Annotated in this window: 14 protein-coding genes, 3 tRNA genes and 1 other RNA gene; 11 read left to right on the top strand and 7 right to left on the bottom strand. The window is 51.2% G+C overall.

The window, feature by feature from the left end; all coding sequences use genetic code 11:
* Positions 1–228 precede the first annotated feature (228 nt).
* Together V3C19_RS06860 and V3C19_RS06855 are read right to left on the bottom strand one after the other, a co-directional pair.
* Complete coding sequence (locus V3C19_RS06860) at positions 229–846, bottom strand: PA14 domain-containing protein (RefSeq protein WP_295932589.1); 618 nt, start codon at positions 844–846, stop codon at positions 229–231.
* Positions 847–918: 72 nt separating this feature from the next.
* Positions 919–1,194 (bottom strand): hypothetical protein, encoded by a 276-nt coding sequence (locus tag V3C19_RS06855; protein WP_130082710.1) that lies wholly within the window; start codon positions 1,192–1,194, stop codon positions 919–921.
* Positions 1,195–1,414: 220 nt separating this feature from the next.
* Between V3C19_RS06855 and V3C19_RS06850 the strand changes: the two genes are divergently transcribed.
* Positions 1,415–1,490: transfer RNA gene (locus V3C19_RS06850), tRNA-Ala, on the top strand.
* Here the strand turns inward: V3C19_RS06850 and V3C19_RS06845 are convergent.
* The gene (locus V3C19_RS06845; protein ID WP_295932591.1) at positions 1,461–1,649 is read right to left on the bottom strand and encodes a hypothetical protein; all 189 of its coding nucleotides are present in this window, start codon (positions 1,647–1,649) and stop codon (positions 1,461–1,463) included. The two genes, V3C19_RS06850 and V3C19_RS06845, sit on opposite strands and share 30 nt — an antisense overlap.
* Positions 1,650–2,042: 393 nt before the next feature.
* On the opposite strand from V3C19_RS06845, the gene V3C19_RS06840 reads away from it, so the two are divergent.
* The 6 genes from V3C19_RS06840 to V3C19_RS06815 all read left to right on the top strand — a co-directional run bounded on the left by V3C19_RS06840 (position 2,043) and on the right by V3C19_RS06815 (position 8,288).
* Positions 2,043–2,531: a thermonuclease family protein gene (locus V3C19_RS06840; protein WP_295932595.1), complete on the top strand. Its 489-nt coding sequence runs from the start codon at positions 2,043–2,045 to the stop codon at positions 2,529–2,531.
* Between the two features lie 323 nt (positions 2,532–2,854).
* Complete coding sequence (locus tag V3C19_RS06835; protein WP_295932598.1) at positions 2,855–3,046, top strand: hypothetical protein; 192 nt, start codon at positions 2,855–2,857, stop codon at positions 3,044–3,046.
* A 23-nt stretch (positions 3,047–3,069) separates the two neighbouring features.
* A complete protein-coding gene (locus tag V3C19_RS06830; RefSeq protein ID WP_295932600.1) occupies positions 3,070–3,780 on the top strand; it encodes an ElyC/SanA/YdcF family protein in 711 nt (236 codons plus the stop codon).
* 219 nt (positions 3,781–3,999) lie between these two features.
* Positions 4,000–4,650 carry an NUDIX hydrolase gene (locus V3C19_RS06825; protein ID WP_130082713.1) on the top strand — a complete coding sequence of 217 codons (651 nt, stop codon included), beginning with the start codon at positions 4,000–4,002 and terminating at the stop codon, positions 4,648–4,650.
* Positions 4,651–5,067: 417 nt separating this feature from the next.
* Entirely contained in the window at positions 5,068–6,489 is a 1,422-nt protein-coding gene (locus tag V3C19_RS06820) for a BACON domain-containing protein (RefSeq protein WP_130082714.1), read from the top strand.
* Between the two features lie 1,136 nt (positions 6,490–7,625).
* Positions 7,626–8,288: a sugar transferase gene (locus V3C19_RS06815; protein ID WP_330937190.1), complete on the top strand. Its 663-nt coding sequence runs from the start codon at positions 7,626–7,628 to the stop codon at positions 8,286–8,288.
* A gap of 482 nt (positions 8,289–8,770) precedes the next feature.
* Here the strand turns inward: V3C19_RS06815 and V3C19_RS06810 are convergent, their stop codons facing one another.
* Positions 8,771–9,067, bottom strand: a complete 297-nt coding sequence (locus V3C19_RS06810) for a hypothetical protein (RefSeq protein WP_295932606.1) — start codon at positions 9,065–9,067, stop codon at positions 8,771–8,773.
* Between the two features lie 456 nt (positions 9,068–9,523).
* On the opposite strand from V3C19_RS06810, the gene V3C19_RS06805 reads away from it, so the two are divergent.
* Complete coding sequence (locus V3C19_RS06805; RefSeq protein WP_295932608.1) at positions 9,524–10,624, top strand: hypothetical protein; 1,101 nt, start codon at positions 9,524–9,526, stop codon at positions 10,622–10,624.
* Between the two features lie 329 nt (positions 10,625–10,953).
* Here V3C19_RS06805 and ssrA read toward each other — a convergent pair.
* Both ssrA and V3C19_RS06795 read right to left on the bottom strand, forming a co-directional pair.
* Positions 10,954–11,313: a transfer-messenger RNA gene (ssrA, locus tag V3C19_RS06800) on the bottom strand.
* A 78-nt stretch (positions 11,314–11,391) separates the two neighbouring features.
* Positions 11,392–11,468: transfer RNA gene (locus tag V3C19_RS06795), tRNA-Arg, on the bottom strand.
* A gap of 213 nt (positions 11,469–11,681) precedes the next feature.
* On the opposite strand from V3C19_RS06795, the gene V3C19_RS06790 reads away from it, so the two are divergent.
* The 3 genes from V3C19_RS06790 to V3C19_RS06780 all read left to right on the top strand — a co-directional run bounded on the left by V3C19_RS06790 (position 11,682) and on the right by V3C19_RS06780 (position 15,879).
* Positions 11,682–13,832 (top strand): ATP-dependent DNA helicase RecQ, encoded by a 2,151-nt coding sequence (locus V3C19_RS06790; RefSeq protein WP_295932610.1) that lies wholly within the window; start codon positions 11,682–11,684, stop codon positions 13,830–13,832.
* Positions 13,833–13,997: 165 nt separating this feature from the next.
* Positions 13,998–15,713: a hypothetical protein gene (locus V3C19_RS06785; protein WP_295932613.1), complete on the top strand. Its 1,716-nt coding sequence runs from the start codon at positions 13,998–14,000 to the stop codon at positions 15,711–15,713.
* Between the two features lie 73 nt (positions 15,714–15,786).
* Positions 15,787–15,879 (top strand) — tRNA-Ser (locus V3C19_RS06780).
* 67 nt (positions 15,880–15,946) lie between these two features.
* Here V3C19_RS06780 and V3C19_RS06775 read toward each other — a convergent pair.
* Positions 15,947–16,351 (bottom strand): hypothetical protein, encoded by a 405-nt coding sequence (locus tag V3C19_RS06775; RefSeq protein ID WP_295877318.1) that lies wholly within the window; start codon positions 16,349–16,351, stop codon positions 15,947–15,949.
* Between the last annotated feature and the right edge of the window lie 96 nt (positions 16,352–16,447).

The raw sequence follows: 16,447 nt of genomic DNA, 5'->3' as shown, positions 1-16,447 counted from the left end.
ATAACTAATCAACGGGAATCTTGGAAAAGGGCTGGAAACTTCCGGACGGTCGCACCGGAACAACACCGGAAAAAAGAAAAGGGGTGGGGAAGCTTTCCTCTCTAAATGAATAAATGCGACTGCATCTACTCATCTCTTATCAGGAAAAATGGAGAATCCCTGCCATCTTCCGGCAGACGGAATGCATGGGGCGCAGGAGAAGCCGGGAACGGCCTCCGCCTGCCGCAATTATTCGGACGGATGCGGACTCTGGGGCTGTGGCTTCTCCTCCGGCAGCATGCCGGGGGGAAGGAACAGGGCGGCTTCAGGAACCAGCACGGGCTGGGGAATGCCGGGGCCAGACCAGGCTACGGACATGTGGTCCGGACCGCCGTCCTCCTTGTGAATCACCTGGAGAAAGTAAAACTTGCCCGCTTCCAGGTGAACGGGTTCGGATGACTGGTTGGGCTGGTTGGTCCAATTATGGCGGTCGGAATATCCCTTCACGGTGGCAATGCAGCTCATGTCCTTCTGGGTGGCGTCCTTGCCCAGCCACAGCTCGGCGGAATCGTCGGAAGACAGATAAAGGCGGTATTCTCCGGTAGCCGGGACGCGGAGCAGGGCGGAATAACGGGCTCCGTACTGGTCGCCCAGATTTTCTGCGTCCAGCCGGACGATCTTCCGGATGTCGGAAGAAGGCTTTTCAAAGACCTTCCGGTGCGTCAAATCCTTTACCGAACCTCCCGGAATGCCGAACCACAGCTCCTGAACCACGCCGGAGGGAAACTCCTCCGCGGGGGAGTCGGCGGCTGTTCCTGCCAGGGCTGTGCAGAAAAGAAGGCTCAGAACGGTAAGAAAAACATTCATGCAGTGTCGGGTGGAGGGGATGCTCTCTGCAACGACTACGGGCGGCATGGAAGCATTCTTTCAGAAACGGCGTCATTCTTTGGGGCTGGTGTCATCATTGCCGGTCTCCGTATCCTGTCCGGCGTCCCGGTGGCGGCGGGAACCGTTCCGCCAAACCATCCAGCCGATCAGGAAGGCAAGCACGCCCAGCCCGGCAACCCGGCGCGGTGTGGAAATGCCGGATTCTTCCGTCCCGGAGGGTTCCTTTTCCATCCCGCCCGGCTCCTGGGCCTGGAGGGAACCTGCAAGGAAAAAGGCCGCCAGCGCCGTGGCGGCAAGAGTGCGGTGGAGAGAAATAGGCCGTTTCATCTTTTGTGAAAGGTTAAAACAGGCCGGAACCCCATTCAACCATATTTCCCCGGCTGTCCCGATTTTCCGCAAGTCCTGCGGCCTGCCGCCGCAGAAGGGCCGTCATTTCCGGGAAAAATGTGGACGCGAACGTTTTTTTTGCAGAAAAAACTTGCGGTGGCACCATGGTCATGCTAATTTCCCTCCGTCCTCTACAGGACACACCAAGACGAAAGTCAAAGGGGTATTAGCTCAGTTGGTAGAGCGCTTCAATGGCATTGAAGAGGTCAGCGGTTCGAACCCGCTATGCTCCACCAAATAAAGGCCTGCAAGAAAGAATCTTGCAGGCCTTTTCCGTTGATGCGCTGTTCACGATTGCCATAAACGCCTTGTGAAAAGACGGGGTCAACGCCAACATCGGTGGGAATAGAGTTTTGAAGAGGATGATCAGCGGTCAAATCCTCGGCATTCCACAAGTACTCTCAAAGGGTAGTATCCGTAAGCTCGTTTTTGGATGAGCTTTATCCTGCGTTGGAACTCCTCCGTGATTCCATTGTTCTTGCTGTAGCTCCACACCGGCCATTTCCTGATGGTTTCACTTATTTTCTTGAGTTCCGGTGGGCTTGGCTATTTCGATTCTCTTCTTGGTTTATTCAAGCCATCAACTATATAAAAAGGCTCGCTTTTGGCGCGTCTTTTTCGTTTTCTAGAGTGCAGGTAGCACTGGTTTATTAATAATCTGGGTACAAGAGGATTCTATATAGCTGAACGGCCAGTGGAATACTGAAAGATCTGGCGTTTTTTCCCGCCCAATCTCTTGTTCAAATAATGCTTGCGTGTTGAAATCCTTGGAATTATATCACTATTTTATGAAATGGCTACTGTTTTTCTTCCTGGGTTCTTGTGTCGCTTTTAGTGGAGATATCAGGGGTGTTGTGATTAATGTCATTGATGGTGATACCATTATTGTTTTGGAGAAAACGAAGGAAGAAAAGATTGTTCATAAAGTGCGTCTTGAAGGCATCGACGCACCGGAAAGGGGTCAGGACGGTTACGAGGACGCGAAACATTATTTGGAAAAGCTAATTTGGGGAGAGACTGTTACCGTACAGTACACCGAACGTGACAGGTATGGCCGCATTTTGGGATTGGTGGTATATGGGACTGTCCCCGTGAACGAGGAAATGGTCAGGGAGGGATGGGCTTGGCGTTACAAGCATTCCACCAGTCGGAAACTTGCCTCCCATGAATCGGATGCCAAAACAGGCAAAAAGGGGGTGTGGTCGGAACCGAATCCGGTTCCGCCCTGGGAATGGAAAGCCGGGAAGAGGAGGGAGGAAAGCTCCAAAGAGCGATAAGAAAGGTTCCTGCTAATAATTAGTCCGTGAGTTTGCGGGGGAGCGGAAGTACAGACAGGTGCCGGAGATGTTTGGGGAGGATAATCAAAATGAAAATGGTATTTCCTTGAGTCATTCCCGATAGAAGGCAAATTTTCGGCAGGATTTTGTTTTCTGTTAGGCTGGAAGTTGTTTTCCCAGTCCCGCATGGTTTCCATGATGATAGATGCGGAGCCGTTTATGGAGTTGACCCCGGCAGCATGTTGCCCTACGATTTTCTGTAATTCAGAGGTGCCTTGGAAATGCCGTTTCCAGGTGCTCCGGATTTCCAATCCCAACCCTCTATGATGAAAAAGAATATTTTCCCTGCATGGGGAATGGCCTGTCTGGCGCTGCCGTTGTTCTCTCTCCTGATGGCGGCGGCTGTTGATTCCTGTGGCAACATGAACATCGTCAAGTATCTGATGGAGGAATGCAATGGTGATTCCACTCTGTGTGTTCCAGGCTGGGAGCAAAGCGGAAACCGTTGTTTGTGAAAATGATCAGCAAATTGGGAAAAATGAGCCGGTGCTTTTGGAGCAGGAAGAAGAAGATCCTGATTTTGGCGCTGAAGACAGGATTGGCGGCGGTAATTGCCGTGGGAGTCCTGGTAGCCGTCTCCGAATGGTATACGGATTTCTCTTCACGGGACCGACTGTTTGACCATCCTCGTGATGTCCCCGTCAGAACCGTAACGCTGGTGCTGGGATGCTCCCCTACCTTCTTGGGCGGTCCCAACGGCTATTTTAATAACAGAATGGACACGGCCGCGGAACTTTGGAGGGAGGGAAAGGTTACTGTGTTTGTCGTATCCGGAGACAATTCCTCCCACGCCTATAATGAACCGGAAGCAATGAAACAGGCCTTGGTGGAGCGGGGAGTTCCGGAAGACCGGATTGTCTGCGATTTTGCCGGATTGAGGACTCTGGATTCCGTGGTGCGGATGAAGGAGGTGTTCGGAGTCTCTCAAATGATCGTCGTTTCCCAGACCTTTCATAACAGACGCGCCCTGGCGATTGCCCGGTACAACGGGATGGACGCCTATGCCGTGAATGCTCCGGACGTGCCCAATCGTCGTTCCCGGGTTAAAAGCTGGATCAGGGAACGCGGCGCCCGCGTGTGGATGATGATGGATTTGTGGCTGTGGGGCAGGGAACCCCGGTTTTTGGGAGATCCGGTCGCACTGCCGGAAGAGGATGGGGGAACAATCCAAACGCCCCATAACTCTTGAAATGTCATGAGGCGTTTTTTCGGGCGGTCCGTCAGACCGGCAGGAATGAACGGACCTTCTTCCAGCAGGAATGATGTTTAATCAATAATCCCGGTTACGCGGACCAGTCTGCGGCAGACGCATGGAATGGTCCAGCGTTCCTGTGTGAACAATCCGTCATGTGTATGAAAAGGAATATAGAGATTGGCAGCATCTGCGGGCAATGCTAGCGTGGGCCACATGAACGGAGAAGATGATCTGGTCCGGGAAGCGCTGCCTCCGCGCTGGCTGGAGTGGGCCGTGGAAATCCAGTTTCTGGCCCAGGCGGGAATCACTTACGCCAAAGACCCTTATGATTTGGAGCGTTTCGAGCGACTGAGGGATATTGCCGCTGAAATCATGAGTGCCAAGTCCGGGGTGGATATGAATACGGTCCGCGGCCTGTTTTGCAATGAAACGGGATTTCAAACGCCCAAGATGGATACGCGGGCGGCCATTTTCAGGGACGGCAACATTCTTCTGGTCAGGGAAACGGAGTCCGGCCTGTGGTCTCTGCCGGGCGGCTGGGTGGATGTGAACCAGACCGTACGGGAAAATACGGCCAAGGAAGTGTGGGAGGAAGCCGGCCTGAAAGTGGAACCCGTCCGGTTGATAGCGCTTCATGACCGCAACAGGCATAATCCTCCCCCCTATGCCTACGGAGTCTGCAAAATCTTCGTTCTCTGTGAAGAACGGGGTGGAAGCTTCCGCCCCAATGTGGAAACGTCTGAAAGCGGATGGTTCGGCAGGGAGGAACTGCCTCCCATGGTTCTGGAGAAAAATACGCCTGAACAGGTGCGGCTATGTTTTGACGCCGCGTCGGATCCACTCTGGAATCCCGTTTTTGATTAAAAGAGAAACGGCGGAGTAGTAACGAACGGAAAATCCCGCTCAGGCCGCGGAGTGTGAACCTGCGTTGATTTTTTCGGCATGGAACGCCGGGCCGCCCTAATTTGTGTAGAGGAGAGTGCCATGTCCTTTCATTGCGAGTTTCACCATGGCAAAAATTTGGGGGACGGCAGGCTTCCACAGCATGATCTCCTTCAAGGCCTTTCAATGCTGTTTTTAAACAGATGAGGAACACTGCTTTATTTTCCTGAGGGCGCGGTATTCCTTTTGAACGTGATGCGTTGGATGCAGGTGTTGCGGGAAAGTATGAGAATTATAATAAAGCGTTCATTTCTATTGTTTTTTATTCTGTAAATTGAAAGTTATTCAGTTATGGATAAGGATGGATCTGAACCTTTTCATAAATAAATGAAGATAAATATGGATAAAATTATTACCATCAACGGTGTTTTTATGGCGACTCAGAATGATTTTACCGAGCACGTCGAAAATACGAACATTCATATCATGGAAGAAGAACGTACGGCATGGAATGCTAAAGCTGATGCCCGGGAACTGGACTCCAAACTGGATGCCGATGTTTTCACTGCTCATGAATCCAATAATGTAAAGCATGTTTCAGCAAAAGAGAGAGAAAGATGGAACAGGGCGCCGGAAAGCGACGGAGCCGGGAATATGATTCTAGCGGGTAGTCTGACCGCCGCGGGTGGTATGTTTACGGAACCCGTCAATGCCGTGGGAGGAGTGAATATTCCTGTCAGTCCTGTGGCCGATACGGATGCGGCCCGCAAACTGGATTTGTCCCGTCCCCTGTTTTTGCCGGATGGCAACAATAAGGGTACGTTGGGCTGGAATCTGTTTGTCCGGAACGGACGTCCGACAACCTATTTCGGGCATTTGGTGAACCTGGATGACCCTGTATTGATTCTGCAGAACTGTGTTCAGCAGGGAGACAATTTTTCAGGACACCTGCGGGGAGAGTATACTTACACTCTGGATTTGTGCGGTTACAGAATTGATGATGCCAATGGTTCCAGCCGCAATACGAGACCCCAGGGAGTGCATTGCCAGTGGGGAAGGCTATATAACGCAAATCCTGTATCTCCCACGGCCAGACCGGCCAACAGGTATGATACCGCTCTTGCGATAGCTGATGGCTGGAGGGATTATACAGGCGGAAGCCCGATGGTGTGGCCGATTTCCACTGGCGGAGACGGCAAGCAGAGATTCGGATTTGTGGCCGGATTCCGGAATAACCTGCTCAACGGGCGCAATCTGGATTATTTATTTGCTGTTCTGCCTTCGGACTGGGTAAGGCTTGTTCTGTATTCGCCCGGTTATGTAGATAATCAAGGCGATCTGGTTAACAAGCAGTGGCATAATAATATCTATTTATTTGCCCAGGACTGCCGGGGTGAGAGTTATTATATTGGTTATTCCATTAATGCCGGCTGGTCGGATTACGCGCTTGCCATGAGCAACCACGGGAGAGACGGCGTGTTGAAAATGGCCATATACTCGGGAGACGTCTACGGATTGAGGAATCGGTCCGTTTGCATCCATGCGGGATCAGATATTAGGACGACGGGACGTTATCCCATCAGTCAGAGCCTGTTCAAGCCGGATCGTACGGCACAAGTACTGTCCGTGTCCATTTCTTTAAAAGATACTTCCTATGAGGTAGTGGACAAACCGGAGTGGATTACCGTATCTGCCCAGGATGGCGGTACTTTGAAATTGGCCTTGACAGCTAATGATACAGGCGCTGAACGCCTTGGCTTGATTGATCTCAGGATGAGCAATGGAGTAACCTATTCCATTGTAGTTTACCAACAGGCCTGAAAGATGAGGAACGCCCATACGGATAGGATATTTTCCGTATTCATGATTAAAAGGCGGCAATGATATTACAGTCCATCCCGGACGTAGAAAACACGTTCGGGATGGACTTTTCTGTTCCTGGATGAAAGAAGGGCATGCCCGGACGTTCCAGAGGGGTGATCGTGAAGCAGAAGATTTGAAAGCTTGTGATGAAGTGCCGCTTCAGCAGTAAATGGAAAACGCTTCAAATCAATATATAGCCGGTACAGATCATGGCCGTGTCATTCGTTGATGAAGGAGCGGAAATGATGGAAAAGTGCGCTTGACGAGAAACAGCTGTTGCTGTCAGGAGAAGTTGAGATGCCCGACACATTATCTTATTTTTCATCAGATTGTTGTCCACTCCGGAATATTTCCCTGTTCATGAAAAACCGTATTCCGCTTCCCCTGGTTTTCTGTTTTTGCATTAGCGGCCTTTTTCAAGCGGTTGAAGCGGATATGCCTGGAAAGAACATGGAATTGTGCCAAAGCTGGAGATGTCCCGCTTCTCCGGCTTTTCTCTTTGCCTGCAAGAATAAATATTAATCATGCATAACTATATTAAAATAAATATATTATATATAAATTGATTTTTTCTATTTTCGAATATGATTTCTTGTCGTTCTCAGCAGCCTTTCCCTTCTTTTCTTGATTTGAAACTGTGAATTTCATGAAAACGCCGGATTTGGTTTTATCAGTATATAGTAATTTGATTATTAATGTTTTTGATTAATCTGATTTTCACAGGCGGTCCGGCAATCAAATGTCAGAAAGAAGTCCTGAAAACCAGTAAACTTTAATTTTCTTATTCTACAGAGAAAGACAAAAAAAGTACTCCCTGCTGAACGGAGATTATTCATATAAAGTATTTTTTGCAAAGAGATTGCAAAATCTGCGCGGATTTCAAATTCGCAGGCAATACAAATTATATAATTTTTACTCCAGTTCAGCTACTTGTACTTGATATAGAAAAATTTGGATGAGTAAAATTTGCAGAAGGCAGTATGATGAAGAATATATAAAATATTTATAATAAAATATTTTTTGTGAATTTTTAAGCTGTCATGTAAAGGACGAATTTGAAATCCGGTAATCTAGGCCCAGAAATTGGTTTGCCTATGTATAAGTTTTTTGGAAAACGCGTATTGGATGTAGTTATTTCATTATGTGCATTTATACTTATTTTTCCTGTTCTGGCGATTATTTCCATAATTCTTGTGATTAATACAGGAAGGTCTCCGTTTTTTTTACAAGTGCGTGTAGGATATCGTGGAAAATTATTCAGGATTTTTAAATTCAAAACAATGACAGATGCCCGCAATTCGGAAGGGCACTTGCTTCCGGATGATCGGAGGTCTTTTCCGTTGGGGACTTTTTTACGTCACTATTCCCTGGATGAACTGCCCCAGTTGATCAATATCATCAAGGGTGACATGTCCCTTGTAGGTCCCCGGCCATGGATTCCGGAGCAGTTGGCTGTTTTCCCCGAACGCTACCGCACGGAACGCTGCTCCGTCCGCCCCGGATTGACCGGAATGGCCCAAGTGTACGGGAGAAACGGTATTCCGTTCTACAGGCGGTTGTGCTGCGACCTTGTTTATACCCGGAATGTATTTCTGTTCACGGATATCAGGATCGTTTTCCAAACCATTGTCCGGATCATAACCCGCAAGGATGTCCAGCAGTGCAGGGACGCTTTCCGGAATACCACGGGCAGTATTCTGATCAAAAACGATCTTTCCGTGCCGGTGGTGTTTCCGTTCGGGCAGGAGGAGTCCTGACTTGTTCTCATCCAGTTGTATGAAATCACACACCATCATACCTACCTAGCGACCATGAATATTCGCACACTTTTTTCTTCCGGAATTTTCCGGCTGACTTCTCTGGCTGTCTGTATCCTGCTGCTGGCCTCCTGAAAAAAATAAGTTGCCTTTCCTCCCCCCCGCGCGTGGGCGGCAATAGCGTGGATGAACCATGGCGGCGCCATCTCCACGGAAATCCCGCACACCCTGCCTTGCTGGATTCCCGGTATTCTGGGACTGGGCTCCCTGTGTGTTCTGCTGACGGAAAATACGTTCTTTCGTAAAATCGCTCAGGCATGCGCCCCCCTCTTCTTCTTCATTTATGCCATTCATTGCCTGATCCTGCCCTACTTGATGCCGCTCCTGTTAAAAATCCTTCCTGGGGGAATCCCTTCTGCCATGGTTGCGACGGTTCTGATATTTGCAGGAGCATTCTTTCTTCATCAATGGGTGGTCCGGCATTACCCCGGCTGGGAATACCTGATCTTTGCCCAAAAGCGGAAAAATCCGGCGGTCACGGGAAGAAAAAGGAGAAATTTGCCGCCGACACCCTCCGCTCCGCCTCCATTAATGAATTCCGTCTTTAGTGGGATTCTATTTTTTCTGTGCCTTCTGATCAGGAAAATGGGAACCTGCATGCTTGAGAGACATAATCTTTTCAGATGAGCCTGAGCCTCTGCTGATGCTCCTTTTCCAATTTCTCCTCCACCGCTCTCAATATCCATTCTTCTATGGACAAAGCCTTTCTTGGCGGCCATATTTCTGGGCAACAACGGTTTCATCCAGTCCCGACGTTTCACGCAGGATGATATTTTTCAGGAACGGGTAGAAACTTTCAACGAAGTGGGCAACACGCGTTGCCGTCTTATTCGATGAACGGAAAGATGGGTGCGGCTGGACCAAGCCATCAGCTCACCTGTAGAGGGAGGGAAATCATTCCTGGAATCCAGGGATGCGATTGCTGACCGTAGAAGCAGCACCGTCCGGAAGGGCGCGGGTTTTTCACCAGCCAGAATTTTTGGAGTTCACGATGGTGGACGGGATGGCAGTGGCGTTTTTCAACCGCTTCACGACAAGCAATAACAAAGAATAACAAGCATGAATAAAATTACTTCTATCAATGGAATTCTCCTGACTCCTCTGGATGAATGGAGTGAGCATGTGGAGAAATAGCACATGTTACAGAGGAAGAGCGCAGTACGTGGAACGCGAAGGTGGATGCTTCCGCTCTTTCTGCAAAAGCAGACGCGTCTTCCTTTAATGCACACAAAGAAGATGCAGCAGCCCACATAACGGCTAAAGAACGTGAAACGTGGAACGGCAAGCAGGACAAACTGACAGATGAAGCGGGCAACATGACGCTGGATGGCGATTTGTCGGTGGCCAGTACCATCAACGCCAACGGAGGCATTAATATTCCGCTGGCCGCATCACCTAATACTCCGGCGAGTGCCGTCAACCGCCTGTGCTCGCTGGGGATGGCCGCTGTGACTGATGCGTTTTCCACGCAGAGCTTTCTTTCTGCGTTCACGCTTTACGGCAATTCCGTTGCCGTTGAACAGACGGTGCCGGGGTGGTGTTGGATGCTGCGAAAAACGGCCGCTGCAAATGGTACAATTCAAGTCAATTTGATAAGTCCTTTCCTGGGAGTGTGTAATTATTCCGGTTGGCGGGGATTTGTGTTGCCTATTGCTTTGGGCAATAACGGCAGCAGGAATGCCCGCAAATTGACCTTTTTTGTCGGTACTACGGACAATCTGACCAAAAAGACGGCAGAGGATCTGGATATGTTTACTTTGTCTCCGGCGGCTGGGAATACCGGTACTTTTGTGCGTTTCATCGACGTGACGTTTTACCAGATCAATGACAGCACCACTACTCCTGCGGGTTATCCTGTCCGGGTGCGTGAGTTGCTGTACAATAAGTCAGAGGCGAAGTGGGTCGTGTATGAAACAAATTCGGTCATCCCGTCTTTCAATACCGCTCCGTCCTGTAATATGTTTTTGTCTTACCAGCAATCAGATACATCATCGTCCATTCCTGCGGGGCTGTGGATAGGCAGTAATGGCTATGATGCGCGAAGGTTGTTGAGAATTGCCGATTTGCATGCCGTGACAGATTCATTTAACTGGATGGGCGTTAACTCTCTGTATTGGGATTGTGAGGGTTACAATTCGCATAGTTATGTCGGAGCCATGCACCAGATGACGGCTCCGGGATACAATCAGCAAAACGGAGCTTATCATGCCTTTACGTCGTTGGAAACCCGCTTAATTCAGTCAACTTCCACTTATGATTTTACGCCTTATGAATAGTTCAGAGATACAGATTCAGTTTCCACGGCCCGGCGAATAGGAGCAATTCACCCTGGCGGCCATCTATTGAGGATGCGCACGGCTACATGCTTGCCTACCTCTACATGGCGGCGGAGATACCAGCTAATAACGCCCCAGTTCAGGAAACAGCCCACTGAAGTCCTCTCCCGCCCATCACAGGGGAGGGCTTCTTCATGCCTGCAAGACACACCTCCGACTGCAAGACATTGTTTCCAAAACGAATTTCAATGTCTTGCAGTTTGTCTTGCAGTTTTATAAAAACAAAAACCGCAAGCGTTATTTTTCAAACGCTTGCGGTTGTTTTGAAATGGTGGAGGCGACGGGAGTCGAACCCGTGTCCTGAAGGCCGTTGATACCGGCATCTCCATGTTCAGACGCATGTTGCTGCTTTCACGGCTGCTTCGTCATGCGCCAACTAGGCAGGCTCGCTAGTTGCCTGTGGAAGTCTCGTGCGTTGCGCGGCAACCCCGCATTGCACCAGCCTGCTAAATCTTCGTCGTTCCCTCTAGCAGGCGTTGAGGTTCTGACGCGGCTGAACTAATTAGGCAGCCAGAGCAAGGTCGTTAGACTCTGCATTTATTTTTTTAATCGGCTTTTTAGAAGGCCAGCCGATTAACCTTCACATGCAGCCAGCACCGCAGACTTCCAGTCGAAACCATGGCGCCCCCATATGTATTGCCGGTATAGACAAAAAATCCTGCCGTAATGTTCAGGCAGGAATCATGCTTTACCGGATGTGATGCAAGTGGCACGCCCGTAGGGATTCGAACCCCAAACCTTCTGATCCGTAGTCAGACGCTCTATCCAATTGAGCTACGGGCGCTTTGACTTGCGTCGTGTACCGCATAAGCGGTGAAGAAAATATAGATTTTTCTTCGGGAAAGTCAAGATGTTTGTGATGTAATTTGATAAAATAATCAGCATTTTCTTTTTCCGATGGACGGAATCTTCTCGTACCGAGCGGCTGGCATTCCGTCCTGATCATGGGGAAAGGCGTTGCGCGGCAGCGTGTCCTGTGGCACACTATGTGGAGAAGATGAGTGGGTTCAAGCTGATCAGATCGCCCATGGAGGCATTGAAGGAACACTTCGGGTTTTCCGGGCTGAGGGAAGGGCAGGACCGCGTGGTGGCTGCCATCATGGAGGGCCGCAACGTTCTGGTGGTAATGCCTACCGGGGGCGGCAAGTCCCTGTGCTACCAACTTCCCGCTTTGTGCCGGGAAGGCGTGTGCCTGGTGGTTAGTCCGCTGATTGCCCTGATGAAGGACCAGGTGGATGCCCTTGTTGCCAAAGGCATTCCCGCGACCATGATCAACAGTTCCCTGAGTTTTCCGGAGCAGAAGGAACGCCTGTCCGGCATGAAGGAAGGAAGCTACAAGCTGGTGTACGTAGCTCCGGAACGCTTTGGCCACGAGGGATTCATGAGAGCCCTGGCGGGAGTGGACGTGAACATGGTTGCCGTGGATGAGGCTCATTGCCTGAGCCAGTGGGGGCATGATTTCCGTCCGGATTATTTGAAGCTTGGCCGCGCTATTGAGGCCATGGGGCGTCCACAGGTTGCAGCCCTGACGGCCACGGCTACGCCCAGAGTGCGGGACGATATTCTGGAGCATCTGCATCTGGATGATCCTGTAACCATTGTACGCGGTTTTGCCAGGGAGAATCTGCATTTCCGGATTACTGCGTGCGATACGCACAAGGAGAAGTACAAGAGGCTGTACGATCTTGTAAAACGCAACAAGACGGGCATTATTTATTGTTCCACCCGCAAGAAGGTGGAACAGGTGTACGAGGCGCTTTCCGATCTGGGCCTGAGCGTCACGGCTTACCATGCCGGCATGACGGACGCCCAGCGGGAGGAGGCCCAGAACGCCTTCATGAACCGTCAGGCGGACATTGTCATTGCCACGAATGCCTTCGGCATGGGGATCGACCGTGCGGATGTCAGGTTTGTGGCCCATTTTGAGATTCCCGGCAGTGTGGAAGCTTTTTACCAAGAAGCCGGGCGCGCCGGGCGAGACGGACAGGACGCATATTGCGAGCTTTTATTCAACCATGCTGATTTGAGGACGCAGGAGTTTTTCATTGAGGGAGTCAATCCCGGTGTGCCTCTTATTGTGGAGCTGTATGAATTGCTGCGGAAGCATTGCGGCGCGGAATCCCACGACGTGTCCTGGACTTTGGAGGAAATGGCGGAACGCCTCAAATGCCGGAATGCCATGCAGGTGGGAGCGGCCCTGTCCGTCCTGATGCGCAACGGAGCGATCAGCCGCCATGATGTTCCGGGACAGCGGGTGAAGCTGACCAGGGTGGCGGATCCGTCCATGAGCGGCTTGAAAATTCCTCTGGATGAACGGGCCATCCGGGAGAAGGAGGTGCGCGACCGCGAGAAGCTGAAGGCCATGACGGAGTTTGCCTATTCGTCCGGATGCCGCCAACAGTGGATTCTGAATTACTTCGGCGAGGAAGGGGCCGTTCCGTGCGGCCGCTGTGACCAGTGCATGGCGCTGGGTGTGGAGGAAGGCCAGGTGATAGGGGAGGAGGAAACCAGAATTGTGCGGCAGGCATTAAGCGGCATCGCACGCGCTTCCGTCCGCTTGGCGGACGGTTCCTGGCAGGGCCGCTGGGGCAGAACGAAAGTCATCCAGATGCTCAAGGGGTCCAAGTCCCAGGATTTATTGAAGACATCTCTGGTCCGGTTGAGTACGTACGGCATTCTTTCATCCTGGAGTGAGGACGATATACGCCAATTGTTCCGCGCCATGCAGATGGCGGGCCTCACTAAAATGAGCGGGGAAGCGGACCGTCCCCTGATTGCCCTGAGCCCGAAGGGGAACGAGGTAATGATGGGCAGGCAGGCGGTTTCCATGATCTGGCCTTTCGCCCGCAAAAGTGCGGTCCCGGACCGCCGGGGGCAGACCAGAGTCCGTGCCACCGGGGATTTGGCTGCCCTGGGAGAGTTTGACGAAGATTTATTCATGAAATTGAAAGAACTGCGGAATGAGCTGGCCCGGGAAGCAGGGGTGCCCGCTTATGCGGTTTTCCACAATTCCACGCTGGAAGCCATGGCCCGGCTGAAACCGACTACGCGCCGGGGGGCCATGAACATACACGGCATCGGGGAGCGGAAGGCCGCACGTTATCTGGATGATTTTCTGGAGATGATCGCCGAACATTGCGGCGTGTAGGAGGCCGGTCTTTCCGTCTTGCGCTCTCCTCCCGATCTCTCAGAAAAGGAAATACTTCCATTTTCATCCATTGTATAGCAACTGAATGTTACAACGGAGTTACATTTGCCTGCGGAGGGTGGTTGAAGGTTGATTTTCTGAAAACGGGCTGTTTAGTCTGTATTCATGAAAACAGACAATGATACCATGACTGGTGCGGGGCGTCTGGTTCTGGCCGCCGGGGCCGGACTGCTTCCATTCTTCCTGTTTGGAACTTGCGGATGGGCTTCCATGCTTGACGCTACCTCTGGAGAACCTTCCCTGCCAAGTGTAAAGATGGTTCCTAAAAAGCTGGCCCTGTTCAAAAACGGGTACGGCACGGTGACGCTGGAAGGGAAGACGGCGGAAGGCTCCTCCATGGAGCTGGCCGGGCTTCCCACTCCTTCCTACGGCTCATTCTGGCTTTCCACAGAGCAGGGCGTTTCCGTCCGGGAATTGATCAGCAGCAAGGTGAAGGAAATCATCCCCAAGCCGGAATACGGCAGGAATGAATTGCTTGCCGCCAATGCCGGAAAGCTGATCAAGATCACAACCACAGAAGGAGGAATGATTGTAGGAAGAATGGTGAAGCCAGTGAACAACAAGGTCCGGGAATCCAATCGTCCCAATTTGATGGGCTCCCTTTCTTCTCCTGTGGAAGACGGCCGGGACATGAACAGGTCTTTCTTTGCGATGGCGGGAAGCCTCCTGATGCAGACGGAGACTGGACATGTGATGCTTCAGGAAGCCGCGGTTCAACAGGTCGAGTTTCTGGAAAAGGATATTTCCTTTCCCTCTTGGACGACGGACAGAACGCGGTTGGTGATGAACCTTGAAAAACCGGCTCCGGGAAAAACGGTAACCGTGAGCAGCCTGTCTTCCGGGATCAGCTGGCTGCCCACCTACCGGGTAGAGCTGGGTGCGGAAGGACATGCACAATTGCAGTGTAAGGCGACGATCATGAATGAACTGATGGATTTGGAGAAGGTGGATATGGAGCTTATTTCCGGCTTCCCTCGCCTGGCAATGCCCGGGCTGCCTTCTCCCATCTCCATGAAGCAGAACATGAGCGCCTTGTTTGCCGCCCTGGGGTCCGAAAAACCTGGAACGGAATACGCCCGGTCCCTCATGGGCAACTACATGAGCCAGGCCCGTACTCCGCAGCCCATATTCACCATGGAGAAGGCCACGGCCATTGATCCGGGAACCGTCAAACAGGCGGAGGATTTGTTCTTCTACTCCATCCCGGATTTTTCCTGCAACTACCGGGAGACGGTGACCAGGAACCTGTTTGGCGGCGATGTTCCCTACCGCCACATTTATACGTGGGACATTCCCAACCAGAAGGGCCTGTCGGAATGGGACCAGAACCGAGACCGCGGGGCGGCGGCTTCCCCGCTGGACGTCTGGCACTGCATCCAGTTGACGAATGCCCTGAATCTGCCCTGGTCCACGGGAATGGTGGAATTCGTTTCCCAGGGCAGGCTTGCCGGGCAGAGCACGCTCACCTTCACCAATCCGGGAGAACGTGTCCTGGTTAGGCTGAATAAATCCATGGAAACCATGGTTCATGTTTCGGAAGAAACGCTTTCTTCCGAGCCAGTGCAGGTGAGAGGCTCCAGCTACCGGAAATACACCATAAAGGGAACTCTGACCATGAAGAATGTTTCCGGCAGGAACATGGAATTCCAGGTAAACAAGGACATTATCGGGACTCCGGAAACTGTTTTGAGAGAAGGAGAAATGTCCAGCCTTCCCAACTGGAACCGTTCCCTGAATCCTAACGGAAAATTCCAGTGGAAACTCACGCTGAAGCCGGATGAGAAAAAGGAACTGGAGTATCAATATACTTATCTTGATTAATTCCTGCCCGTATATTTATGTATTGACATCATTTGGAGTAGTGTGTACCTTCTCCCCCACACATTACCCAGACGGAGCGGTGGCTGAGAGGCTGAAAGCACTCCTTTGCTAAAGGAACGTACTGGCAAAACCGGTACCGAGGGTTCGAATCCCTCCCGCTCCGCCAAAACACTCATTTTTTAAGAGTCTGCACTTCAACGGTGCAGGCTCTTTTTTCTTTGTAAATCAGGGGATTAGCTGTTGGCAGGAATGGTGGGTGAGAGGTATGCGGAAATGGAGAGGAAGATTGCCATGCTTTCCAAGGCATGAAGGAGAAGATGTCCGACTACCGCGATTCCTTTAAATGAAAGCAATTCCCCAAAAAGCCGGATAAGAATATTTTCATTACCTCTTTCAGACTTCCGCAAGAGCGGCAATTCCGACCTTCTGGGCGGCGAACCCGCAGCGTCGGCCACCTGGTAGAAGGTGCGCTTGCGGACAAAACCATCCATTACTGCCTCCCTGCAATGATACTCATCTCTGCCGCCAGAAGGACGACAATGGCGGAATTGATGGACAAGGCACTTGACGCGGGCATCGCCGTTTTGGCCACCCCGTGTATTTTGCTGTGCGTCCAGATGAAGGCGTTCATTGACCATAACGGTTTTCCCGCGGGACGACATGAAAGAAACGCAGAGATGCTGGATTTATTCCGTGAAGAAATAATATCTACCTGAACATCCGGGCGGAAGCCA

Source organism: Akkermansia sp. AE01SA01 (assembly GCF_036417395.1).
Taxonomy (GTDB): domain Bacteria; phylum Verrucomicrobiota; class Verrucomicrobiia; order Verrucomicrobiales; family Akkermansiaceae; genus Akkermansia.
This window is presented reverse-complemented; position numbering and strand designations above follow the sequence as displayed.

What these genes read in the sequence shown, in the direction of transcription:
- V3C19_RS06860 (WP_295932589.1), bottom strand. Translation starts at nt 846, where the DNA reads ATGAATGTTTTTCTTACCGTTCTGAGCCTTCTTTTCTGCACAGCCCTG.
- V3C19_RS06855 (WP_130082710.1), bottom strand. Translation starts at nt 1,194, where the DNA reads ATGAAACGGCCTATTTCTCTCCACCGCACTCTTGCCGCCACGGCGCTG.
- V3C19_RS06840 (WP_295932595.1), top strand. Translation starts at nt 2,043, where the DNA reads ATGAAATGGCTACTGTTTTTCTTCCTGGGTTCTTGTGTCGCTTTTAGT.
- V3C19_RS06835 (WP_295932598.1), top strand. Translation starts at nt 2,855, where the DNA reads ATGATGAAAAAGAATATTTTCCCTGCATGGGGAATGGCCTGTCTGGCG.
- V3C19_RS06830 (WP_295932600.1), top strand. Translation starts at nt 3,070, where the DNA reads ATGAGCCGGTGCTTTTGGAGCAGGAAGAAGAAGATCCTGATTTTGGCG.
- V3C19_RS06825 (WP_130082713.1), top strand. Translation starts at nt 4,000, where the DNA reads ATGAACGGAGAAGATGATCTGGTCCGGGAAGCGCTGCCTCCGCGCTGG.
- V3C19_RS06820 (WP_130082714.1), top strand. Translation starts at nt 5,068, where the DNA reads ATGGATAAAATTATTACCATCAACGGTGTTTTTATGGCGACTCAGAAT.
- V3C19_RS06815 (WP_330937190.1), top strand. Translation starts at nt 7,626, where the DNA reads ATGTATAAGTTTTTTGGAAAACGCGTATTGGATGTAGTTATTTCATTA.
- V3C19_RS06810 (WP_295932606.1), bottom strand. Translation starts at nt 9,067, where the DNA reads ATGGCCGCCAAGAAAGGCTTTGTCCATAGAAGAATGGATATTGAGAGC.
- V3C19_RS06790 (WP_295932610.1), top strand. Translation starts at nt 11,682, where the DNA reads ATGAGTGGGTTCAAGCTGATCAGATCGCCCATGGAGGCATTGAAGGAA.
- V3C19_RS06785 (WP_295932613.1), top strand. Translation starts at nt 13,998, where the DNA reads ATGAAAACAGACAATGATACCATGACTGGTGCGGGGCGTCTGGTTCTG.
- V3C19_RS06775 (WP_295877318.1), bottom strand. Translation starts at nt 16,351, where the DNA reads ATGGTCAATGAACGCCTTCATCTGGACGCACAGCAAAATACACGGGGT.